This is a genomic window from Ideonella sp., from assembly GCF_041287625.1.
Taxonomy (GTDB): Bacteria; Pseudomonadota; Gammaproteobacteria; order Burkholderiales; family Burkholderiaceae_C; genus Ideonella.
Window position 1 is genome coordinate 63278 of record NZ_JBGGNH010000023.1, and the last position, 22112, is coordinate 85389.

Sequence of the window (22112 nt, forward strand, 5' to 3'; positions counted from 1 at the left end):
TCCTTACTTGACCTCGACCGCCGCCCAGGCGTTGCCGGTCTCCACCGCCTTGGCCTCCGGCTCGTACATGCGGTAGTAGCGGGCGGGCGGCAGCACGAAGTGGCCGCGCTGCGAGAAGCGCAACAGGTGGCGGTAGACCTGAGAGTCGCCGGCGTTCAGCTGCTCGACCGGCACGGCATAACCCTGGGCCGTGGGCTGGTGGATGGCGCGTTCCAGCGGCTGGACCTTGCCGTCTGCACCGGCCAGGTCCAGGCCCCAGGTGGTGGCCTCGACGGCGGCGCCCGGCGGCAACGCCACGTCCAGCACGCCCCAGCGCAACGAACCATTGCCCGCGTTGCGCTTCACCGTCAGCACGTCCAGGTACAGCGTGTTGGTGTCCAGCGTGCTGCCGGGTTTGACGGCTTCGAGCTTGACGTCCATGCGGCCGTCGTCGACCACCGGCTCGGGCGCAACGCCCGAGGCTGCGGCGGCGGGTGCCGGCTTGGCCTTGGCCTGCGGCACGACGCGATAGAGCTGGCGCGTGATGCCGACCGGCAGCGGCGCGGCCTTGCCGCTGTCCAGGCTGTCGAACGCGACAAAGGCAAACTTCGCGGCACCGGTCGCTGCCACGGTGGGCGGGCGGATGGCACCGGCCGGCAGCGTCCACTGCGGCTGGCCCACGCTGCCCTTGCTGGCAACCCACGGCGCGGGCAGCGCACCCGCGTCGGCCCGCAGGTCCGGCTGGCCGCCCAGCGCCTTGTGCAGCCAGACGAGGGCTTGCGCGCGGTCGAAGGTGGGCTGCTCGCCGCGCACCTGGGCCAGCAGCGCGCCGGCCTGGGCTGCGCCGCCCTTCTTGGCCAGCACCAACAGGCTTTGCACGAAGGGAGACGGCGACGGGGCCAGGCGCGTTGCGGCGGCATCGGCATCGGCGCGTTGCGGCGCGGTGGCGCGCGAGCCAGCAGTCTGCACCGCGAGCAGCAGCGCCAGGTCGCGCGTGCCGCCGGCTTCTTCGCTCATCACGACGCTGCCGCGGCGCGCGGCACTTGCGACACCATTCGCGGCGTCGGCCTTGCCGTCGGTGGCCGTCATCAGCTCTTCCAGCAGCGCGTCCACCATGCTGTTCACCGGCAGGCCAATCTCCTGCATCCAGCTCAAGGCCAGCGCACGCTGCAGCGGCGGCAGCTTGGCGCCGTCCTTGGCGTAGACGTCCAGCAGGCGCTGCCAATGCTCGGCCGGCAGCGTGGTGCGCAGGGCTTGCGTGGCGCGCCAGTCGGCGTAGTAGGCGTAGGCGGTGAGGAAGGCGTCGGGCGCCATGCCGCGGCCCCACCAGCCGAACTTGGCTTCGGGGCCGGCCATTTGCGCCAGCGACAGCCGGGCGGTGGCCAGGCGCTGCGTGAGCATGGGCGCCAGCGGCTGCTGCGCGGCCGACAGCGACTGCAGCGCGATGCTCAGCGGCAGCATGCGGCTGGCCGTCTGCTCCACGCAGCCGTACGGGTACTCGACCAGCTCGTCCATCCAGCGGCTGAAGGCGCCGGCCGCCGGGTCGGTGGCCAGCGTCACGCGCAGGTTGCGCGCGTCCGGCGGCAGTTGCAGCGCGGCCGGGCCGGCGGCCAGGTCCAGCACGAGTTCGCGCGGGCTGGTCCAGCCCAGCGGCAGGCGCTTGACCGGTTGCGCCAGCGTGTCCACCAGCTTGCCGCCGGCCTTCACGGTGATGGTGAGGTCGGCCGCGCCGTACTGCTCGGCATTCAGCGGCAGGTTGACGAAGTTGGCGCCGGGTTGCAGCGTGACGCTGCCTTGCTGGGCCACGCCCGCGCCCTGGGCCGACCACTCGACGGACTGTGCGCTGCTGCCCTGGTTGAACAACGCGAGGCTGGCCTGCGCCTTGTCGCCCACGCGCTGCCAGTCCGGGCTGGTCCACTTGGCATAGAACGGCTTGTCACTGCGCACCCAGGCAGTCTGCTGGCCGACCAGCCCGGTGGCCGCGGCAATCGCGCGGCCGGTGAAGCGCCAGCGCGTCAGCGAGTCCGGCATCTTGAAGCTGAAGCGGGTCTTGCCGGTGGCGTCGGTGTGCAGGCGGGGTTCCCAGGCGGCCGTGTCGATGTTGTCGCGCCGCGGGCGCTCCAGCACCTTGATGGCGCGCTGCGGTTCGGCGCGGCGGCCGGGCAGCTCGCCTAAAGCGCGCGTGGCCAGGTCGTAGCCGATGAAGCTCAAGGAGACGCTGGTGCGCACGTTGTTGCGCCGCGGGTGGAAGTAGAAATCTTCGATGCTGGGCGCGATCTCGGGCTGCAGCACGTAGATCATCTCGTCCACCACGCCGACCGCCACCTCGGCCTCCACCGGCTGACCGGCGACCGTGGTGCTCACCTCCACGTTCACCGTTTCACCCGGCTGATACACCGGCTTGTCGGTCCTGAAGGCCAGCGCCACCTTGGGCTGCACCACGCTCAGGCCCTGGTTCTGGAACACGCTGTCGCCGTTCTTGGCGTAGGCCACCGAAACGGTGATGTTGGGGCTCATCGTCTCCTTGACCGCGACCTTCAGCTTCCACTGCGTGGCGCCCAGGCGCTGGGTGCTGAAGCCTTCGCCGCCTTGCGTGAGCAGCGCGGCTGCTTCGACGCGTTCGCGCTCCAGCGTCAGCAGCGCCTGGTCCACCGGCTCGGGGAAGGTGACCAGCGCTTCAGCCGTGTCGCCAGGGGCATAGCGCAGCTTGTCGAAGACGATGGCGATGCTGCCGGCTGGCGCCTTCAGGCCTTCACCGGCGACGAAGTGGGGGCTGGCGGCGACGATGCGCTGGTTCGCGTCGCGCAGCGTCACGGTGTAGGAGCCGGGCTTGGGGAAGTTGAGCGCGACGCTGCCACCGGCGGCCGTCCCAGCAGCGTCCAGCTTGCCGCTGGCTTTCTGCCGGTCTTCCAGGCGCAGCCATTCCCATTGCGTGGGCGCGACCGGCGCCACGTCACTCGCGCGGCGGCTGGGGCTCCAGCGGAAGGCGGTGTTCTGGCCCGGCGTGGAGAACTGGCGTTCGGCCTGCAGCAGCCAGCCGGCGCTGCCGCGCTCGACCAGCAGCTCGCGGGTGCTGCGCACGCGGTAGGCGGCGCCGTCGGTGGCGAGCACGGTGAGGGTGTAGCGGCTGGGCAGCTCAGCGGCCGGCAGGCTGAACTTCGCCTTGCCGCCGCCGTCGGTCTCCAGCTCGGTCTGGCTGAGCTTGAGCGGGAAGGCGCCGCTGTAGTCCAGCTCGCCTTCGACCATGCTCAGCGTCTGCGCACGGGCGCTGAGCGAAAGCCGCGCATTGGCCACCGGCTTGCCGTCTGGATAGGCGAGCTGGATCACGCCGCTGACCGGCTGGCCTGTTGCGAAGTCGGCCTTGTCGGGCACCCACTGGATCTCGAAGTGCGGTTTCTGGTAGTCCGCCACGCGAAAGGCTGCGGTGTAGCTGTCGCCGCGCAGTGTCATCAGCAGCTCGTAGCCGCCGGCCGGCGCGTTGTCGGGCAGCTGGAAGCGGCCGTCGGCGCCGGTGTTGCCGTTGAAGGCCAGGGTTTGCGTGGCGACGACCTGGCCGGCCGGGTCGCGCACGGTCAAGGCGATGTCGCCGTCGGCCACGGGCACCGAGTCGCGTGCGTTCTTGAACTCGCGGCCGGTGACCTTGAGCAGCACCTGGTCGCCGGGGCGGTAGAGCGGGCGGTCGGTGGTGGCGTAGACCTTGGCGTTGTAGATCTCGCTGTCGTAGTAGAAGTTTTCCGAGATGAAGACGCCGCCGCTCGGGTCCTGCCCGAAGACGTAGGTCTGCTCCGGCGCGCTGCGGGCCATGCGCAGCAAGCCTTGCGCGTCCGTCTTGCCGGACTGCAGCACGCCCACGCCGTCGGTCCACACGACCTGCGTGCCGGGCACCGCCTGGCCGGCCTGGCGCTGCGTGGCCCAGACCAGCATCTGCTCGCCCGACACCTTGGTCAGCGCCAGCGTGTTGCTGACGAACAGCAGCGTGGTGGCGCGGTGCTGGCCGGCCATGGCTTCGACCAGGTACAGGCCCGGCTTCTGCGAGCCCAGCGGGATGAAGACATTGCCCTGGCTGGGCGTGATGAACTCGCTGCTGCTGCCGGCCAGCTTCAGGTCCTTGGGCGGCAGGATGGGCTTGGCCAGTTGCACCGGGTAGCGAAAGCGCGAGGCGATGGGCAGGCCCGGCAGCGGCTTGAACTGCGGCGGCTCCTCGAAGTTGGATGGCCGCGTCAACGTGGTGGGTGTCTTCAGCGCGGGCGCCTGCTGCGTGACCGCGCGGCGCGCGTTGCCCGAAAACAGCTTCTGCCAAGCCAGTCGGGCCTTGACGACCCAGCTGTCCCACAGGTGCGTGAGCGTGTTGGCCAGGCCTTCGCCGGCCGGCTTGTTGTCGACCTGGATGCGGTGCAGGTTGCGCTGCTTTTGCAGGAAGGCGAGCGGATCCGGCACGCGGTACAGCACCACGTCCACGCCGCCGCTGGTGGCCAGGCTCTCGGGCGAGTTGATCTCCAGCCGCACCTGGGCCGGCTCGGCGCTGCCGAAGGTGGCGTCGGACAGCAGGAAAAACGGCTCGCCAACGAAGGGACTGTGGAAGTTCGGCAGCGGCGGCTCGTCGGCCGCAGGGCTGAGTGCCGGCGTGGCCAGGAGACTTGCCAGCGCCACGAAGGCCAGGACGCGACGGAACATGACGAAAGGAGCGAGGCTCATGCGATGAAGGCCAGCCGGTAAAGGCCGACGAAATTCGGGTTGTCGCTGGCGGGTCGCCAGCGGGTGTCGTTCCAGGCCATCAGCTGCGAGGGGCGCAGCGCGCGCAGGCCGTTGTCGTGCGCGTCGTGGCGGCCGGTGTGGTAAGCGATGTAGCGGCCCATCCAGACCATCAGGTGCTGGTCGTCGCCAAAGTCGTAGAACAGCAGGTCGGCCGCCTGGGCCTGCGCCAGCTGGCGGCCGATGAAGCGCGTGTTGCCCTGCACCAGCTCCAGCGCCGAGACAAAGGCACCCTGGCTGCCGTCGGCCCGGCGCCACTGGTTGCGCAGCGGTGCGGTGAGCTGCGGGTCCAGGTCCGGCGGCAGGCGCTGGCCCAGCAGGCCCATGGCCTGGCGCCAGGCCAGGTCGTGCGGCCGCAGGGCCTCGGCCACTGCGAAGCGGACCAGGCCGGCGCAGTCGCGGTGCGTCCAGCGCGGCGTGGGGCCTTGGTCGACCTGGGCATGGACCAGCACGGTGATCCAGTCGCGCAGCACGCGGGACTGGGCGGCGTCCAGCACCGGCGCGGCGTCGGCCGCACGGCTGCTTGGCACCAGGCCAGTCAGCAAGCTGGCCAGGCCGGCGCCGCACAGCTGCCGGCGGGTGGGCGACAAGGCGTTGGCCATCTCAGGGCTGGGCCAGCGGGCGCCAGGCCAGCGGCACCCAGCCCTGGCCGTCCGGCGTGCCGGTGGGCACGGCCTGCGCGGCGGGCAGCTTGCCAAACGCGGCCAGGCGCGGCAGCAGCTGCGTCTCGGCGGCTTGGCGGAAGTCCTGCTGGTTCGGACCGAGCACGGCCAGCGTCTCACGCCGCATCAGCTGGGCGATCTGCTCGGGCGTGGCCACGGCCACCGGCGCGGCGCCGGGCCCCAGCGTGTCGGCCACACTGGGGTAGCGGCGCGCGATCGCGTCTTCGGCCTTGGCCACCAGCGCAGCATCCGGCGAAAACAGCCACCAGTCGCCCGCGCGCTTGAAGGCCAGGCGATAGGCCGAGCCTTCCTTGGCGGGCTTGGCGCCATAGGGCGCCGTCACTTCCGCCGCGGGCTGGCCGGGCTGCCACGCGGCGCCCTGCGGCAGCCACCATTGCATGAAGGCCTGCAGCGTCGCGGCGTCCGGCGGCGTGCCTTTGGCATGGGCCACCAGCAGCGGGGTGTGCAGTTGCGAGCCGGCATACCAGCAGACGGCAGCCGGGCCGTCGAAGCGCTGCGCCATGTCGGTCAGCGCGGCGCGCACTTCGGGCGGCAGCTCGGGGGCGGGCGTGTCGCTGCTGGCTTCGGCGCTGGTGTCTTCCGTCGCGGCATCGCTGGCGGCGTCGGCCGCGGCGGCCTTGGGCGTCTTGCTGCCATCCAGTACCGGCCGGGCCAGCGCCCAGTTGACCGGCAGCGCGGCGCAGGCGGCCGGCTGGGAAGGCAGCGCGGCCCACGGAGAAGCCGGCCAGGCGCTGCCTTGGCGCAACCAGGTTTGCAGCGCAGCGCCACCCGGCGCCACGTCGACCCGCAGCGCCTTCAGCGCCGGGAAGAAATGCTGGTAGCCAAAAGCCAGCAGCGGGCCGCTGGCGACCAGCGTGTGGTCCGCACCCGGGGCGCCGGCCAGGCCGAAGTGGCGGCGCCACAGGCCCTGTTCGCCGCTGCTGCCGGAGAGCAGCGCACTGAGGACTTCGGCGGCGTGGTCGTCGGGGTTGCGTTCGCTGTCGAACAGCAGGCCCGGGTCCGACAGCACGACCACGCGATTGCCCTTGGCGGCCAGCGCCAGCGTGCGGCGCGGCGAGATCGTCAGCGCATAGACGGTCAGCTTGTCGCGCCCGAAACGGGCCAGCGGCACCTCGGCCAGCACGCTGAGCTGCTTGTCGTCCAGCGCCAGCGTGGCCAGGCCTTGCACCGCCTTGGCCAGCGTGTCGCGGGTCATCGCCAGCGCCCAGTAACGCGCGGCGCCGCGGTCGTCAGCCCACAGCGCGACCTCTGCCGGCTGGTCCAGTGCCAGCGTCAGCAACTCGTCGCTGAGTTTCGTCTCATGCTCGTAGGCGATGCGGCGGATGGCGCCGGCCAAGCCCAGCTTGTCCTCGTGGGCCTCGTAGTAGAAGGTGAAGTCTTCGGTGAGCAACTCGCGCAGCACCGGCGCCTTCACCAGGTCCTGCGAGAGCTTCACCAGCGACGGCGTGGCCACGTAGGCGGCCGGCCGCTGCAGGTCCACGCCCAGCGCATTGATGCGCCCGGCAAAGTGGTTACGGCCGAGCCAGACGGCGGCTGCCGCCGCGCCCAGCAGCACCACCGCACCCACGGCGATGAGTTTTTTCTTGTGTTGCGCGAGCGTCACCTGCCCCTGCCCTCTTGTCGTCTCGAACGGGCTGCGACTCTAACTTGCGGCTGCGCTGTGCATGGCGGGAATCGTTCCCCATTCAGGGGGTTGCGGACGTAACAGAAGGTCAGCGGCGGCGGCGCTCCATGGCTTGGGAAGAGGACTCGAAACCCAGCCGGGCGAAGAACCCCGCCGCTTCGTCTCGGCCGGCGCGCAGCACCCAGGTGATGCCGGGCTCGTCACCCATCACAGCTTGGACCAAGCGCCGGCCCAATCCCTGGTGCCGATGCACAGGTGCGACCGCCACCATGGACAGGTAGCCGTTGGACAGGCCATCGGTGATGGCACGGGCGAAGCCGACGATTTCGCCATCTGGCGTGATGGCCACCTCAACCCGCTGGGATTGAGCCAGCAGCGCGGCAAAGCGGGCGGGGTCGCCCAGGCGATGTGCCCAACCCAGGGCAGACAGGAACTGCCGCGCCGGCTCGATCTCGCCGGGGGTGGGTGGACGAATCTCGTAGCGAGGCGCCGGAGGCAAAGGCGGCAGTGGCAGCATCAAGGTGCAGGATGGTGGAGGGCTCGCGGGCGGGTTCACCGCGCATGTGGACCTGCGAACCCGGGGTCGAACACTACTTCTTCGAGTACGTGATCTTCTTGGCACCGGCGTCGCAGCTGCCCACCACCTTCGCGTCGCCCACCTTGTCGCTGTCCACGACTTCGAGCACCACGTTCTTCACGCCCTTGGCTTCCAGCTTGGCGGCAATCTCGGACTTCAGTTCTTCGCATGGCTTGGCAGCGCTGGCTTGCGCGGATACAAGCACTGCGAGCAACAGGACGGCGGCGTGTTTCATGGAGGGGCCTTCAGGTTGGGACGTTGGGGGAAACCGCAGGTCTGGCAGGCCGTGGGTCAAACCGGTCCTTCTCCAAACCTGAACCACGGTGGCGAACGCTACAGGAAAAGCAGGGCGAATCGTTGAACTGAAAAACGTCAAGATTCACGTGCCCCGCGGCTTCGGGCCATGCCAAGTGCACGGAACACGAGGCGCAGCCGTTCATGCAACGCCGGCCACGCCATCGCCGTTCGGCACGTCAACAGGAGAAGTTTTGTCCGCCCCTCTTGCCCATCTCACGCGCCGAAGCCTCATCGCTGCAGCCGCGTTCGCGCCGCTTCTGGGAGCCGCGCGTGCTGCTGCGTCGATCGAAGCGCAACTGCCCTTGTGGCCGGACAACCCGCCCGGTGGAGGCGGCCCCGGCGGCGAGGCGATCACGGACAAAAAAGGCGCCGTGAGCAACATCAGCCGCCCTTCGCTGACGCGCGTCTCCCCGTCACAACCCAACGGAGCGGCCGTGTTGATCGCGGCTGGCGGCGGCTACAAGCGCATCGAGATGGCGATGGAGGCCGATCCGGCCGCCGCGTGGCTGGCTGCGCGCGGCGTCACGGCCTTCATCCTGAGCTACCGGCTGCCAGGCGAAGGCTGGACCGCCGGCAATGCCTGCGCGCTGCAGGACGCCCAGCGGGCCATCCGCCTCATCCGCGCCAATGCGCGAAGCTTTGGCGTCGATCCTCAAAAACTGGGCGTGCTCGGATTTTCAGCGGGCGGTCATTTGCTGGGCTTGGCCTCGGCCTGGTCCGACTTCGCGTCCTCCCCTGCGATCGACAGTGTGGACGAGCAGTCCGCCAGGCCCGACGCCTGCGCCCTCATCTACCCCGTCATCACGCTGGAGGCCCCCTACGACAAGACCTCGACCCGCAAGGTGCTGGTGGGCCAGGCGCCTTCTGCAGCACAGGCACGGGAGTGGTCCGTGCAGACGCATGTGCGCGCCCGCTGCCCCGACATGTTCCTCGCGCAGGCCGAGGACGACCCGATCTCCGACCCTCACAACACACTGATCATGGCCCAGGCCTGCCGCGACGCTGCTGTTCCCGTCGAGATGCACCGCTTCGCGAATGGCGCACACGGCTTCGGCATGGGCAGGCCAGGAACGGAAAGCGCACAGTGGCCCGAGCAGTACGCGACCTGGTTGCGCGCCCGCAAGTTTCTGGCGTGACAAACCAGCCACGACCGTTCGCTAGATTTGGTAGAAATAGGGAATGGCCGACACCGCCACGCCTGCCACGACCAGCAGCGCAGCGTTGGGAATGAAATACGGCATCACGATCAGCGCCAGACCGCAGAGCAAAGGCACCACCGCCCGTTGCTTTCTCCCGTACAGGAAATAGCCGGAGCCAATGGCGCCAAACAGCACGCTGAGCAACAGCGTTGCCGTGCTCATGCGTGTAACTGCTCGGTCAACCGCGCCAACAGTGCCTTCTGCTGTGCCGGCGTGTCCACCGCCAGCCGCTTGAAGCCCTTGGCCGGTGGCAACTTCACGTCCACAAACAGCCCGGCCGGGTCTTCATGGAAGTGCAGCCAGGCCTCGCCGCGGCGGTAGAAGATGCCGGGCTTGCGTTCGGCAAGGCCGGGCAAGGCGCGGATGTCGGCCAACAAGGGCGCCAGCAAGGCCAGCGTTTCGGGGCCGGCATGTTTCATGAGGCAGGCCCAGGTGGCAAGGCGGGCAAGCGCACCTCGAACCGGCTCCCCTGCCCGTCACTGCGCGCCTGCAACGTCCCACCCATCGCCTGCACCAGGCTGAGCGACAGCGAGAGCCCCAAACCTGCGCCTGGCACCGGACCATGCTCGCGGCCCAGCCGGTTGAACGGCTGGAAGAGTTGGCGCATGCGCTCTGGGGCGATGCCGAGGCCGGTGTCCTGGACGGCGATGCACCAGGTGTTCGCATCGGCCGCCAGTTCGGCCGACAACGTGACGCTGCCGGCGGGGCGGTTGTACTGGATGGCGTTGGCCAGCAGGTTGATCAGGACCTGGGTCAGGCGGGTGCGGTCGGCGTGCACGGTGGCGCCGTCGGGCGGCGGCGCCAGGTGCAGCGTGATGCCGGCCGCCTGGGCCTGCGCCTGGACCAGCGCCATCGCGTCGGACAGCAGCGGCGCCAGCACCTGCGGCGCGGGCTGCATGGACATGCGGCCGGATTCGATCAACGAGACGTCCAGCAGGTCGCCGATCATCGCCAGCAGGTGTTCGCCAGCGTGGCGGATCTGACCGACCTGACGCCGCTGGCCGTCGGACAGCGGCGGCTGGCGGCCCATTTCGAGCAGCTGCGCGAAGCCGAGCACGGCGTTCAGCGGCGTGCGCAGCTCGTGGCTCATGTGCGAGAGCAAGCGGGTCTTCGCGGCGCTGGCGGCCTCGGCGGCGAGCTGGTCGCGCCGGGCCTGCTCCAGCGCTTTTTCGACGCTGGCGTCAGCCTGCGTGCCGTACATGCGCAGCGGCTGGCCGTTGGCGTCCCGCTCGACGATGCGGCCGCGCTCTTCCAGCCAGCGCCACTGGCCATCGGCCGCCCGCGCGCGGTAGACAGTGCGGTAGAGCGGGCTGTCGCCGCGCACATGGGCCTGGTAGGCGGCCTCGACCTGTTCGCGGTCGTCGGGATGGATCAGTGCGGTCCAGTCGGCCTGGATGTGGCCGATCTGGTGCGGGGCGTAGCCCAGCATCAGCGCGCCTTCGTCGATGTCGCCCAGCACATCGCTCGGAATGTCCCACTCCCAGACGAAGACCCCCGCTTCGCGCAGCGCGCTGCGGGTCAGCGTCAGCGAAGCAGGCGCCGCCAGGCCTTGCTGCTCCAGCCAGGTGGCGATGAGCGCGGCGGCTGCATCGGTGAGGGGCGAGATGTCCGCGGCAAGCGCGGCTTTGGGCGCGCCGCCGTCTGCCCGCGGCATCACCCGGAGTTCACCGACCTCGTGGCCAGCGTGAATCAGCGGCAGACACTGTCCGGCGCCGCGCAACAGTGCTTCGTCGGCCCCTGCACCGCCCAGCCAGGGCACGGCGCCAGCGGGCTGGGCGTGGGCAAAGAGCCCGCAGGGGCGGTCCAGCAGATGCGCCACGGACCGCGCAAGGCGCTGCAGCGCGTGGCCCGCGTCGCGGCGCTGCAGGTGGTCCAGCAGCGCCGCCTGGGCTTCGCGCCAGACCGCTTCAGCGTGCATGGCGCGACTTCCTCAACGGTTCAGTGGCCGTGCGGAAGGTGTTCGCCGTCCTTCAGCTTGTAGACGGTGCCGCAGTACGGGCATTTGCCCTGGCCGTCCTGGCTGAGGTTCAGGAACACGCGGGGGTGGTTGCTCCACAGCGGCATGCGCGGGTTGGGGCAGAACAGCACGCCCTCGCCTTGCAGGTCCTTGGCGGTGACTTCGACGGTGGCGGCGGCTTGGGTTTCGCTCATGGCAGTGATGCGGTGAAGGAGAAAAGGGATCAGACCAGCGTCAGCCAGTGAGCGTACTTGTCGTTGCGGCCGTTGACGATGTCGAAGAAGGCGCTCTGGATCTTCTCGGTGATGGGGCCACGCGAGCCGGCGCCGATCTCGATGCGGTCCAGCTCGCGGATGGGTGTGACTTCGGCGGCGGTGCCGGTGAAAAACGCCTCGTCGGCGATGTAGACCTCGTCGCGCGTGATGCGCTTTTCGACCAGCTTCAGCCCCAGGTCTTCGCAGATGTGGAAGATGGTGTTGCGGGTGATGCCGTTGAGCGCGCCGGCCGACAGGTCAGGTGTGTAGACCACGCCGTTCTTGATCACGAACAGGTTCTCGCCCGCGCCTTCGGAGACAAAGCCGTTGGCGTCCAGCAGCATGGCTTCGTCGTAGCCGTCCTCCGTGGCTTCCATGTTGGCCAGGATGGAGTTGGTGTAGTTGCTCACCGCCTTGGCCTGCGTCATCGTGATGTTGACGTGGTGCCGGGTGTAGCTGCTGATCTTCACGCGGATGCCGCGTTTCAGGCCCTCTTCACCGAGGTAGGCGCCCCAGGTCCAGGCGGCGACCATCAGGTGCACCGTGTTGCCCTTGGGGCTCACGCCCAGCTTCTCGGAACCGATCCAGGTCAGCGGCCGCAGGTAGCAGCTTTCCAGCTGGTTCTCGCGCACGACCTGCTTCTGCGCCTCGGCGACCTGCTCGTAGCTGAAGGGAATCTTCATGCGCAGGATCTTGGCCGAGTTGAACAGCCGCTCGGTGTGTTCCTTGAGCCGGAAGATGGCCGTGCCCTTGGGCGTCTTGTAGGCGCGCACGCCTTCGAAGGCGCCGCAGCCGTAGTGCAGCGTGTGGCTCAGCACATGGATCTTGGCGTCGCGCCAGTCGACCAGCTGCCCGTCCATCCAGATCTTGCCGTCGCGGTCTTCCATGCCCATGGGGAAATCCTTGTGTGGTTCAGTTCGTTCAGACGAAGCGGGGATTTTAGGCGTCGGACGCAGCCGCGCGATGCAGTTGCCATTCGGCGACCTTGCCGCGCTTGAGCAGCACCTCCACCGAGTCGCCTGCCGCATCGGTCCAGCGGAAGCGCTCCTCGGGCGGCTCGGCCATGCGGTCGCCCAGGCTGCCGGTGATGCGCAGCACCTCCAGCAGCGTCAACCCCTTGCGCAGCTTGGCATGCAGCATCACCGCATTGGCCACGCTGCCCAGCGGCGCCTTGCCAGCCTCGCCCAGCGCGCGCACCGAGCGGCTGAACTGCAGCAGCAGCCAGAAGACCACCACCGTGCCAGCGAACAGCAGGCCTTGCCAGCCCCATTGCAGGTAGCCGGCCACCAGTGCCAGCGCGGCCAGCGGCCAGCCCCATCGTGCATCCATCTGAAAAACTCTTGCTTGCGGTCCAGGAAAAGCGCGATTGTGCCGACTGCCTCGCCGCCAGGACGGCGGGCTTCCACATCTGGCTGGGCTCAGTGCCGAGGCGAGCCCAAGGTGGTCACTTCTTCTGGGCCGCCGCTAACTTCAGGATCTGTTCGAGCGTGACGGAGCCGGTGTGCGCAGCGTCGATCTCATCGAACTTCGCTGCCACGCGCGGCATGCCGGCCTGCGCTTCCGCACGTGTCAGCTTGCCGTCGTGGTCGGCATCGGCCTTGGTGAAACGGTCCTGGATCTGCTGCTTCATGCTGTCGGCGGACGGGGCACTGGCCGACTGGGCTTGCGCCGCGGTGGCGGCCAGCAAGGCTGCGGCGGCGATGGCTGTGGCGAAGAGAGGGCGAACGATCTTCATGGGCGCGTCCTGGTGACAGACAAAGGAGAAGCTGGGCAGCGTAGCAGCGCGGACGCTCAGGCAGGTTCGAGCCGACCGACGCGGCCGGTGCGCAATGCGTCGGCCCAGTCGCCGCGGCCGTTTTCGTCGGCGCGGCGGGCGGCGGCTTCGAAGTCGTAAGGCGTGGCCATCAGCGCCAGCTGCCAGCCAGCGGGACCGTGTTCGGCCAGCGCCCAGCAGGCTTGCGGGTGGCCGGTCTCGACCCAGTGTGGGTGCGGGTGCACGTCGTCATAGGCTTGCAGGCCGACGCTGCCGGGGTTCAGCAGCAGCGTGTGGCCCTGCGCTGCGATGCGCTGCACGTGGCTGTGGCCGCAGGCCAGCAGCGTGGGCTGCAGCGGCTGGTGGACCAGGCCGGCGAGGCGGACCTGCAGCTCGGCCGCGCTGGCGGCGCGCAGGCCCAGCGTCACAGACCTGCGGGGCGCCGGGTCGGCCGGATCAAAGCCGGGGACCACGGTTTCGAGCAGGTACTGCAGGTCGTCGGTCGGCGTGCCGTGGCAGCAGAAGACCTGCTCGCCGCACCAGCGGCTGGGCGGCAGCGCGGCCAGCCAGGCGCGCTCGGGCTCGCCAAGCTGTGCGGCGGCAAAGGCGTCGCTCGCACCCATGCGTTCGCGCGGCAATGTCAGCACCTGGCGCTCGTGGTTGCCGGCGATGGTCGGCCAGTCGCGTTGCATGAGCAACCGCACGGTTTCGCGTGGCCACAAGGGGCCGGAAGCGATGTCGCCGAGATTGACCACAGCATGGATGCCTGCAGCGGCGATCTGGGCGGCCACGGCCTCCAGCGCTGGCAGGTTGCCGTGGATGTCGGAGACAAAGGCGATTCTGCTCATGGCTGGCCGGCGTCGGTCTGCGGCGGGCTGGTGACCTCGTCCCAGCCATAGGCGCGCTCGACCTTGGCAATGCGCAGCTCGTAGTGCGTGTACCACTCGGCCCGTCCGCGCGCGCGGGTTTGCGCATGGTCGATCTGCTTGCGCCACGCGGCAATGTCGGCCAGCGAGCGCCAGTAAGAGACGGTGATGCCCAGGCCGTCCGCACCGCGTGCGCTTTCGACGCCCAGGTAACCGGGCTGTTCGCGCGCCAGCAGCACCATGTGTTCGGCAGCCTCGCCGTAGCCGCCGTCGGCCTCGGTGCGCTGGCTGGTGAAGATGACCGCGTAGTAGGGCGGCGGCGGGCGGGGAGCGAAGCCGGGCGGGGGCAAGGCGTCAGCGGAAGCGGGCGGCAGCATGCTGGTCGATGGGGAATGCGTGGCAGGTTCGCCACCATAGTACAAAGCGGCCGCCGCTGGCGGGCGCCGGCACGGCGCCACACGCCGCCCTGCGCAGCACTCAAGCGTGCCGGGGCATGGCGTCGAGCTGGAACTCGGCGACTGCGTTGGCCAGGCGCACGGCCTGTTCCTGCAGGCTGGAGGCAGCGGCGGCAGCCTGCTCGACCAGCGCAGCATTCTGCTGCGTCATCTGGTCCAGCTGGGTGACGGCCACGTTGACCTGGCCGATGCCATCGCTCTGTTCGGACGCGGCGGTGGTGATCTCACCCATGATGTCGCTGACCTGTTGGATGCTGCGCACGATCTCGCCCATGGTGTCGCCCGCGGCGTGCACCTGCTGGGTGCCGGACGCGACCTTGGTCACGCTGTCACCAATCAATTGCTTGATTTCCTTGGCAGCCTGGGCCGAGCGCTGGGCCAGCGTGCGCACCTCGCCTGCCACCACGGCAAAACCGCGGCCCTGCTCGCCGGCACGCGCAGCTTCCACCGCAGCGTTCAGGGCCAGGATGTTGGTCTGGAAGGCGATGCCGTCGATGACGCTGGTGATGTCGGCGATGCGGCTGGCGCTGGCGTGGATGTCGTTCATGGTCGCCACCACACCGGCCACCATCTGCCCGCCGCGGGCCGCCACGGCCACCGCCGAGTGCACCAGCTGGTTGGCTTGAACCGACGAGGCGGCGCTTTGGCGAACGGTGCCGGTGAGCTGCTCCATCGCGCTGGCGGTTTCCTCCAGGTTGCTGGCGGTCTGCTCGGTGCGCGCACTGAGGTCATGGTTGCCGGCGGCGATCTGGGTGGTCGCGGTGGTCACGTTGTCCACCACGCCACGCACCTCGTGGATCGAGTGCTTCAGGGCGTCCCGCATCGCATCGAGCGAGCGCTGCAGCTGGCCGGTTTCGTCCTGGGCATAGCTGCCCAGGGCCCGGCCGCGCAGGTCCAGGCTGGAGATGGCTGCGGCCATTTGCTGCGAATGGCGCAAGGGGCCGGTGATGCTGCGCGTCAGCAGCCAGGCCAGCACCAGGCTGATGCCGATCGACAGCGCCGCACTGGCCGCCAGCACGGCCAGCATGCGGCGGCGCAGGTCGCTGACCGACCCGGCGCGCGCATCCAGGTCCTCCCGCTGCCGCGTCACCACGGCCTTCACCGCCTCCAGGTAGGCATTGGCCGCCGGCTCGAAATGCTCGCTGAAGGCACGGCTGGCGGCGGCCACGTCGCCCGCCTTCTTGAATTTCAGCACCTCGTCGCGACCGTTCTGGTAGGTCAGGCGCCTGGCCTTGACCTGCGCCATCAGCTCACGCTCGCTGTCGTTGCTGACCCTGTCGTCCAGCGCCTTCTGCAGCTCGCCGGTCAGGCGCACGGACTCGGCATTGGCCGGTGCGAAATAGGCCTCCAGGCTGTCGTCGCTGCTGCGGGACACTGCGGCGCGGCGCTGGATGGCGGCCGCCAGGCTCATGCGCCAGTCCACGGCGAGGCGCTCGGTCTGGATGTTCTGTTGCAGCATGGTGTCGATCTCGCCACCCAGTTGCTGCAGCATCACGGCCGCGAACATGAAGGTGCCGAGCGACAGGGCCAGCATCGTGCCGAGCACGGTGGCCAGTCGCTTGCCAATGGAGAGATTGCTGAGGAACGACATGGGGAAACAGCTTTCGCAGAGGGAAGGGGCGCGGCCCGGACCGACTCGGCCACAAGGTCCACAGTTCGCTCGATTCTGCGATCGCTGCACTGCAGCAAAAGCCGTGAAATGCGCTGGCTTCCACGGCCGTCTCCAGGCGGGCGGCCACCCCGTGATGCCGATTGGCACACCTGGGCGGTGCGCCGCCATAGTACAAAGCAGCACATGAAAGACCTGCTCACCCCTCGCCGCCGCTGGTCGGCCCTGGCCGTGTTGTGCCTGGGCGTGCTGATGATCGTGCTCGACAGCACCATCGTGAACGTGGCGTTGCCGTCCATCCGCGCCGACCTGGGCTTTTCCGAGACGGGGCTGGTGTGGGTCGTCAACGCCTACCTGCTGAGCTTTGGCGGCTGCCTGCTGCTGGGCGGACGGCTGGGCGACCTGTATGGCCACCGGCGACTGTTCCTGGCGGGGCTGGTGCTGTTCACCGCGGCCTCGGCCGCCTGCGGGCTGGCGCCTTCGCAAGGCGCGCTGGTGGCCGCGCGCGCGGTGCAGGGGCTGGGCGGCGCGGTGGTGTCGGCCGTCTCGCTGTCGCTGATCATGAACCTGTTCACCGAGCCGGCCGAGCGCGCGAAAGCCATGGGCGTGTACGGCTTTGTCTGCGCGGGCGGCGGCAGCATCGGCGTGCTGCTGGGCGGGCTGTTGACCGGCAACTTCAGCTGGCACTGGATCTTCCTGGTGAACCTGCCGATCGGCGTGGCGGTGTATGCGCTGTGCGTGGCGCTGCTGCCGGCCGGGCACACGCCGCCAGACAAGCAGAAGCTGGACGTGGCCGGCGCGATCCTGGTCACCAGCTCGCTGATGCTGGCGGTGTATGCCGTGGTCAATGGCAACACCGCGGGCTGGACCTCGGCGCAGACGCTGGGCCTGCTGGCCAGCGCGCTGGTGCTGGGCGCGGCCTTTGTCTGGACCGAGGCACGGGTGGCGCAGCCGCTGATGCCGTTGGGCCTGTTCCGGCTGCGCAGCGTGGCGGTGGCCAACAGTGCGGGCGTGCTGTGGGCCGCTGCGATGTTCGCCTGGTTCTTCATTTCGGCGCTGTACCTGCAGCAGGTGCTGGGCTACGCGCCGATGCAGGTCGGCCTGGCCTTCCTGCCGGCCAACCTCATCATGGCGGTGTGTTCGCTGGGGCTGTCTGCGCGCATCGTGATGCGCTTTGGCATTCGCAGGCCGATCGCCGTGGGTTTGGCGCTGGCGGCGCTGGGGCTGCTGCTGTTCTCGCAGGCTCCCGTGGCTGCGAACTTCTGGCAGCACGTGCTGCCGCCGATGCTGCTGCTCGGCCTGGGCGCCGGCATCGCGTTCAACCCGGTGCTGCTGGCGGCGATGAGCGAGGTCGGGCCGGCGGATTCAGGCTTGGCATCAGGGCTGGTCAACACCGCTTTCATGATGGGCGGCGCGCTGGGGCTGGCGGTGCTGGCCAGCCTGGCGGCCGGCCGCTCGGAAGCCGCGGCATTGGCCGGGCTGGACGCGGCCGCCGCGCTGAACGCCGGCTACCAGCTGGCCTTCAAGCTGGGCGCAGCGTGCGCGCTGGTGGCGGCGCTGATGGGCGGGCTGCTGCTGCGCGCAGGCGGGCCGGGCGACGCTCCCACAGCTGGGTAGCGGTGACGATCACGTTGGACTGGGCGGCGCCGGCCACCGGCGTGCCCTTGGCGCGGCTGTGGCCGGCCATGCGGAGGAACACACCGGCCTCTTGGCCAGCTCGCAGCTGCCCTGGTTGAAGTGCTTGCCTTGAGAGCTGCGCATGCTCTCCATGCTTTTCTCGATCTCAGCCATCTCGGGTGGCAACTGCTGGGGGCGGCTCTTGTCGCAGAACTCGAAGTCGCAGGCCAGGCGCTCGACGCGCCCTGCGCAAAATGCGGCGATCACCGTATGGCTGGACAAGAAGCGCAAAACTACGCTGTGCTCTCGTTTTTCCCATCAATAGACCATTCGGAAACCCAACATGCGCAATTCAACAGTCTTCTCCCGTCGCACCCTGGTCCTTCGCTGCATCGTCCCCTTGCTCATGGTGAGCGCGGCTGCGCAGGCTGCGGCAGCCGAGGTCAACGGAGGCAACGTCTCGTTTGCACTCTGCCGCAATGAGGCCTCCGCCGCGCAGTACACGCTGAACAAGGACGGCTCCTGGAAATCGCTCACCGACAAGAACGAAGCCGCGAAATTCTCCGTTGCTGATCGCGACGACTGGTCCATCTATTTGATCTCCAGCAATGGCAAAGGCGTGTGGATCGACACCTGGCGCCAGCAATGCCAGGTGACACTGCCAAACGGAAACGTGCAGAACTACACCCTGGAAAAGTCGGCCGCGCTCTGAGCCAGGTGCGGGCCCAGACAGGCGGCCCGGCCAGTGACGTGCCCCTGCGCACGAACGAGGCGATGCGGCGTGGTGCAGGGTACGCGCTGTGCTTTCAGTCCAGCTGCCGCATCAGATCAATGGCCTGCTCGATGCGTTCGACGGCGTGGATCGTCAGCCCTTCGATGGGTTTCTTCGGCGCGTTCGCCTTGGGCACCACCGCCACGCTGAATCCCAGCTTGGCAGCCTCCTTCAAGCGCTCCTGCCCCCGCGGCGCGGGCCGCACTTCGCCTGCCAGACCCACCTCGCCAAAGGCAATGAAGCCCCGCGGCAAAGGCTTGCCCCGCAGCGAGCTTTGAATGGCGATCAGCACCGCGAGGTCGGCCGCCGGCTCGCTGATGCGCACGCCGCCCACCGCATTGACGAACACGTCCTGGTCCATGCACGCCACGCCGGCATGGCGGTGCACCACCGCCAGCAGCATCGCCAGCCGGTCCCGGTCCAGGCCCACCGACAGGCGGCGCGGGCTCGGGCCGCCGGAATCCACCAGCGCCTGGATCTCGACCAGCAGCGGCCGCGTGCCTTCCAACGTCACCAGCACGCAGCTGCCGGGCACCGGCTCGCTGTGCGTGGACAGGAAGATCGCGCTGGGGTTGGACACGCCCTTGAGGCCACGCTCGGTCATTGCAAACACGCCGATCTCGTTGACCGCGCCAAAGCGGTTCTTGATCGCCCGCACCAGGCGGAAGCTGCTGTGCGTGTCGCCCTCGAAATACAGCACCGTGTCGACGATGTGCTCCAGCACCCGGGGCCCGGCCAGTGCGCCTTCCTTGGTCACATGGCCGACCAGCACGATGGCGCAGCCGCCGGACTTCGCGGTGCGCGTGAGGTGCGCCGCGCACTCGCGCACCTGCGAGACCGAACCCGGCGCGCTGCTGAGCTGCTCCGAGTACATGGTCTGGATCGAGTCGATCACGCAGAAGGCCGGCTGCTCGGCTTCGATGGTCGCGAGGATCTTCTCCAGGCTGATCTCGGCCAGCACGCGCACGGCGGCGCCCGAAAGGTCCAGCCGGCGAGCCCGCAGCGCCACCTGCGCGGTGGACTCCTCGCCCGTCACATACAGCACCTTCATGCGTGTGGCCAGCGCGTCCACCGCCTGCAGCAGCAGCGTGCTCTTGCCAATGCCCGGGTCGCCGCCGATCAGCACCACGCCGCCTTCGACGATGCCGCCGCCCAGCACGCGGTCCAGCTCGTCCAGCCCGGTGGGCGTGCGCGCCACGTCGCCGGCCTCGATCTCGCTCAGCGTGGCGACGGGCTGAGACTTGGCCAGTGCCTGGAAGCGGTTCTTGGCAGTACCCGCCGCCGGCTCGGCCACGCCTTCCTCCAGCGTGTTCCAGGCCTTGCAGTGCGGGCACTGGCCCAGCCACTTGGGGCTGGTGCCGCCGCATTCGGTACAGGTGTAGATCGTCTTGGCCTTGGACATGAGGGGCATTCTGGCAGCGCCCTAAACTCGGCTCCCCGCTTCGCAACGTCACGCCCCATGGACTTCTCGACCTGGCTCCCGTTTTTCCTCGCCACCGTGGCCATCAGCCTGTCGCCCGGCCCGGGCGCCATCGCCGCGATGGGCTCGGGCCTGAACAATGGCTTTCGCCGCGGCCAGGTCGTCGCCTTCGGCCTGGCGCTGGGCGTGATCACGCAGTTGCTGGTCGTCGGCGTGGGCCTGGGTGCGCTGCTGGCCACCTCAGAGACGGCATTCGCGGTCGTCAAGTGGGTGGGCGCGGCCTACCTGGTCTACCTGGGCGTGCAGCAATGGCGCTCGCCGGCCAGCCCGATCACCGCGAAGGACGCGACCAGCGCCAACGCCGCCCAGGCCGCCAGCCGCAAAAGCATCTTCCTGCGCGGCTGGATGGTGAACGCGATGAACCCCAAGGGCACCGTCTTCCTGCTGGCCGTGCTGCCGCAGTTCATCGACATGGGCCGGCCGCTGCCGCTGCAATACCTGCACATCGGCGCCACCTTCAGCGTGGTCGAGTTCTGCGTGATGACCGGCTACGTGGCCCTGGCCAGCAAGGTGCTGGGCCTGCTGCGCGAACCGCGCCAGATCCGCTGGATGAACCGCAGCTTCGGCAGCCTGTTCGTCGCTGCAGGGGTGTTCCTGGCGACGTTCAAGCGGGCGGCTTGAGTTGGCCGGGCTTGTTACGTCTCGTCAATCGACCGTGGCGTGCAAGCCGCAATTGCCCCATCTAGGCGCTCATCCGCCGCCCAGATGGGGCAATTCATCGAAAATCTGGCCCGTCGGCCACCGGGGGGTGGCTTTTTGTCTGTGGACAGGATTTGTGATGAAGAAGATTTCGATGGCCATTGCGGCCGCAGCCACCGTGCTGCTCAGCTCCGCCGCCATGGCCCAGCAGGCGCCGAACAGCCGCCTTTATGTCAACGGCGCAGTCGGCGCCAGCCACTTTGATGCCGATTGCGCCGGCACCGAGTCGTGCGACAACTCCGGCACCGGCGCCCGCGTGATGCTGGGCTATGAGCTCGGTGGCGGCCTGGCTGGCGAAGTGGGCTACATGTCGTTTGGTGAAGCCAAGGCCACGGTCGGCGGCGTGCGCGCCAAGATCGAAGCCGGTGGCATCCTGCTGGGCGTGGCCTTCCGCGCCCCGTTTGCCCGCGACTGGGACGCCACGGCGCGACTGGGCGTGATCAGCATGAAGACCAAGGTCAGCGCGACCGACGGCGTCAACAGCGCATCGGACGATGAGACCAATACTGCCGCCTACGCCGGGCTCGGCCTGGGCTACGCCGTGACGCCGGCGCTGCACGTCGAGCTGAACGTGGACTTCAGCCGCGCCGAATACACGGACGCCCAGGCGGACCTGCGCAACTTCTCGGTCGGCCTGCGCTACGCGTTCTGATCATCCGGCCTTCTGGCTTTTTTGATCCATCACGAGCCCGCAACCTGCGGGCTTTTTTATGCGGCCCGCACGAAGGCCGCAATCCATCCATACCAAACTGAGGGAACGCAATGAAGAAGATCTCGATGGCTGTTGCTGCTGGCTTGGCACTGCTGCTCGGCAACAACGTGATGGCCGAGTCAACCGCAGCCACGCCAACTTATGTCAGCGCCGCGCTGGGCGGTGCCGAGTTCGACACCGACTGCCTCGGAGCACCGTCCTGCGACAAGAGCAGCACTGGCGGCCGTTTGGTGGGCGGCTATGAGCTGGGCCACGGCCTGTCTGCCGAACTCGGTTATGCCTGGTTCGGCAAGGCCAAGGGCTCGGGCAATGGCGCCGAGCTGACGGCCAGGGCCTCGGGCCTGACCTTGGGCGCGGCCTATCGTTTTGAAGTGCTGCCTCGCATGGAACTGCTGGCCCGTGCCGGCGTGATCGGCATGCGGACCAAGGTGGACGGGTCGGACGGCGCAGGCCTCAGCGCGTCCGACAGCGATACCAAGGCGCAGTTCTACGCCGGCCTGGGCCTGGGCTGCGTGGTGGCCCCCGGGCTGCGGGTGGAACTGGCCGCAGACTTCAGCCGCGCCGAATACGAAACATTCAAGGCGGACGTGCGCCTGCTGAGCCTGGGCGTGCGCTACCACTTCTGAACTTGCCTTGGCGTCCTGCCGTGGCGTTGACAGGCCCAAGCCCGCTACAGCGGGCTTTTTCCAGGGTCGCGCGCCTGACGCCCCCACCGCGGCGGCCGCCAGCGCACCCTTGCGAAAAGGACGGCAAGGCGATGCCGATCTGGGGCGCCGGCACCATGGTCGCCCCCGGCCGCTGCCGGGCGCCATCAATGGCAGTGCGGC

At 69.0% G+C, this 22112-nt stretch carries 22 protein-coding genes; 6 read left to right on the forward strand and 16 right to left on the reverse strand.

Going from position 1 to position 22112, the window contains the following annotated elements; all coding sequences use genetic code 11:
- Nucleotides 1-3: 3 nt before the first annotated feature.
- From ACAH41_RS09225 to ACAH41_RS09245, 5 genes are all read right to left on the reverse strand, one after another.
- The gene (locus ACAH41_RS09225) at nucleotides 4-4653 is read right to left on the reverse strand and encodes an alpha-2-macroglobulin (protein ID WP_370538266.1); all 4650 of its coding nucleotides are present in this window, start codon (nucleotides 4651-4653) and stop codon (nucleotides 4-6) included.
- Nucleotides 4654-4670: 17 nt separating this feature from the next.
- Nucleotides 4671-5333 (reverse strand): DUF1175 family protein, encoded by a 663-nt coding sequence (locus ACAH41_RS09230; protein ID WP_325656494.1) that lies wholly within the window; start codon nucleotides 5331-5333, stop codon nucleotides 4671-4673.
- Nucleotide 5334: 1 nt separating this feature from the next.
- Complete coding sequence (locus tag ACAH41_RS09235) at nucleotides 5335-7017, reverse strand: DUF2138 family protein (RefSeq protein WP_325656492.1); 1683 nt, start codon at nucleotides 7015-7017, stop codon at nucleotides 5335-5337.
- 109 nt (nucleotides 7018-7126) lie between these two features.
- Nucleotides 7127-7555 carry a GNAT family N-acetyltransferase gene (locus tag ACAH41_RS09240; protein ID WP_325656490.1) on the reverse strand — a complete coding sequence of 143 codons (429 nt, stop codon included), beginning with the start codon at nucleotides 7553-7555 and terminating at the stop codon, nucleotides 7127-7129.
- A gap of 73 nt (nucleotides 7556-7628) precedes the next feature.
- Complete coding sequence (locus tag ACAH41_RS09245; RefSeq protein ID WP_325656488.1) at nucleotides 7629-7850, reverse strand: DUF1161 domain-containing protein; 222 nt, start codon at nucleotides 7848-7850, stop codon at nucleotides 7629-7631.
- 88 nt (nucleotides 7851-7938) lie between these two features.
- On the opposite strand from ACAH41_RS09245, the gene ACAH41_RS09250 reads away from it, so the two are divergent.
- Nucleotides 7939-9048 (forward strand): alpha/beta hydrolase, encoded by a 1110-nt coding sequence (locus ACAH41_RS09250; RefSeq protein ID WP_325656486.1) that lies wholly within the window; start codon nucleotides 7939-7941, stop codon nucleotides 9046-9048.
- A gap of 21 nt (nucleotides 9049-9069) precedes the next feature.
- On the opposite strand, the gene ACAH41_RS09255 is transcribed toward ACAH41_RS09250, so the two are convergent.
- From ACAH41_RS09255 to ACAH41_RS09300, 10 genes are all read right to left on the reverse strand, one after another.
- Entirely contained in the window at nucleotides 9070-9273 is a 204-nt protein-coding gene (locus tag ACAH41_RS09255) for a hypothetical protein (RefSeq protein ID WP_325656484.1), read from the reverse strand.
- Complete coding sequence (locus tag ACAH41_RS09260) at nucleotides 9270-9530, reverse strand: hypothetical protein (RefSeq protein ID WP_325656482.1); 261 nt, start codon at nucleotides 9528-9530, stop codon at nucleotides 9270-9272. Before ACAH41_RS09260 ends, ACAH41_RS09255 begins: the two co-directional genes overlap by 4 nt.
- Nucleotides 9527-11029 (reverse strand): PAS domain-containing sensor histidine kinase, encoded by a 1503-nt coding sequence (locus ACAH41_RS09265; RefSeq protein WP_325656480.1) that lies wholly within the window; start codon nucleotides 11027-11029, stop codon nucleotides 9527-9529. The genes ACAH41_RS09260 and ACAH41_RS09265 overlap by 4 nt, the downstream gene beginning before the upstream one ends.
- A 20-nt stretch (nucleotides 11030-11049) precedes the next feature.
- The gene (locus ACAH41_RS09270) at nucleotides 11050-11262 is read right to left on the reverse strand and encodes a zinc-finger domain-containing protein (RefSeq protein ID WP_141289580.1); all 213 of its coding nucleotides are present in this window, start codon (nucleotides 11260-11262) and stop codon (nucleotides 11050-11052) included.
- Between the two features lie 29 nt (nucleotides 11263-11291).
- A complete protein-coding gene (locus ACAH41_RS09275; RefSeq protein WP_325656476.1) occupies nucleotides 11292-12215 on the reverse strand; it encodes a branched-chain amino acid transaminase in 924 nt (307 codons plus the stop codon).
- 46 nt (nucleotides 12216-12261) lie between these two features.
- Nucleotides 12262-12651 (reverse strand): hypothetical protein, encoded by a 390-nt coding sequence (locus ACAH41_RS09280; protein ID WP_325656472.1) that lies wholly within the window; start codon nucleotides 12649-12651, stop codon nucleotides 12262-12264.
- Between the two features lie 115 nt (nucleotides 12652-12766).
- A complete protein-coding gene (locus tag ACAH41_RS09285) occupies nucleotides 12767-13057 on the reverse strand; it encodes an EF-hand domain-containing protein (protein WP_325656470.1) in 291 nt (96 codons plus the stop codon).
- Nucleotides 13058-13113: 56 nt separating this feature from the next.
- Nucleotides 13114-13923 carry a metallophosphoesterase family protein gene (locus tag ACAH41_RS09290; protein WP_325656468.1) on the reverse strand — a complete coding sequence of 270 codons (810 nt, stop codon included), beginning with the start codon at nucleotides 13921-13923 and terminating at the stop codon, nucleotides 13114-13116.
- On the reverse strand, nucleotides 13920-14318 hold the full coding sequence (locus tag ACAH41_RS09295; protein WP_325656466.1) for an antibiotic biosynthesis monooxygenase: 399 nt from the start codon (nucleotides 14316-14318) through the stop codon (nucleotides 13920-13922). The genes ACAH41_RS09290 and ACAH41_RS09295 overlap by 4 nt, the downstream gene beginning before the upstream one ends.
- 100 nt (nucleotides 14319-14418) lie before the next feature.
- The gene (locus ACAH41_RS09300) at nucleotides 14419-15987 is read right to left on the reverse strand and encodes a methyl-accepting chemotaxis protein (RefSeq protein ID WP_325656464.1); all 1569 of its coding nucleotides are present in this window, start codon (nucleotides 15985-15987) and stop codon (nucleotides 14419-14421) included.
- Nucleotides 15988-16191: 204 nt separating this feature from the next.
- On the opposite strand from ACAH41_RS09300, the gene ACAH41_RS09305 reads away from it, so the two are divergent.
- Nucleotides 16192-17622, forward strand: a complete 1431-nt coding sequence (locus ACAH41_RS09305; protein WP_325656462.1) for a DHA2 family efflux MFS transporter permease subunit — start codon at nucleotides 16192-16194, stop codon at nucleotides 17620-17622.
- A gap of 343 nt (nucleotides 17623-17965) precedes the next feature.
- Complete coding sequence (locus tag ACAH41_RS09310) at nucleotides 17966-18334, forward strand: hypothetical protein (protein WP_325656459.1); 369 nt, start codon at nucleotides 17966-17968, stop codon at nucleotides 18332-18334.
- Nucleotides 18335-18428: 94 nt separating this feature from the next.
- Here the strand turns inward: ACAH41_RS09310 and radA are convergent, their stop codons facing one another.
- Nucleotides 18429-19796 carry a DNA repair protein RadA gene (gene radA, locus ACAH41_RS09315; RefSeq protein ID WP_325656457.1) on the reverse strand — a complete coding sequence of 456 codons (1368 nt, stop codon included), beginning with the start codon at nucleotides 19794-19796 and terminating at the stop codon, nucleotides 18429-18431.
- Between the two features lie 57 nt (nucleotides 19797-19853).
- Here radA and ACAH41_RS09320 point away from each other — a divergent pair, with 57 nt between their 5' ends.
- From ACAH41_RS09320 to ACAH41_RS09330, 3 genes are all read left to right on the forward strand, one after another.
- Nucleotides 19854-20495: a LysE family transporter gene (locus ACAH41_RS09320; RefSeq protein WP_325656455.1), complete on the forward strand. Its 642-nt coding sequence runs from the start codon at nucleotides 19854-19856 to the stop codon at nucleotides 20493-20495.
- A 157-nt stretch (nucleotides 20496-20652) separates the two neighbouring features.
- Nucleotides 20653-21225: a porin family protein gene (locus ACAH41_RS09325; RefSeq protein WP_325656453.1), complete on the forward strand. Its 573-nt coding sequence runs from the start codon at nucleotides 20653-20655 to the stop codon at nucleotides 21223-21225.
- Between the two features lie 110 nt (nucleotides 21226-21335).
- The gene (locus ACAH41_RS09330; RefSeq protein ID WP_325656451.1) at nucleotides 21336-21911 is read left to right on the forward strand and encodes an outer membrane beta-barrel protein; all 576 of its coding nucleotides are present in this window, start codon (nucleotides 21336-21338) and stop codon (nucleotides 21909-21911) included.
- The last annotated feature ends 201 nt before the right edge of the window (nucleotides 21912-22112 follow it).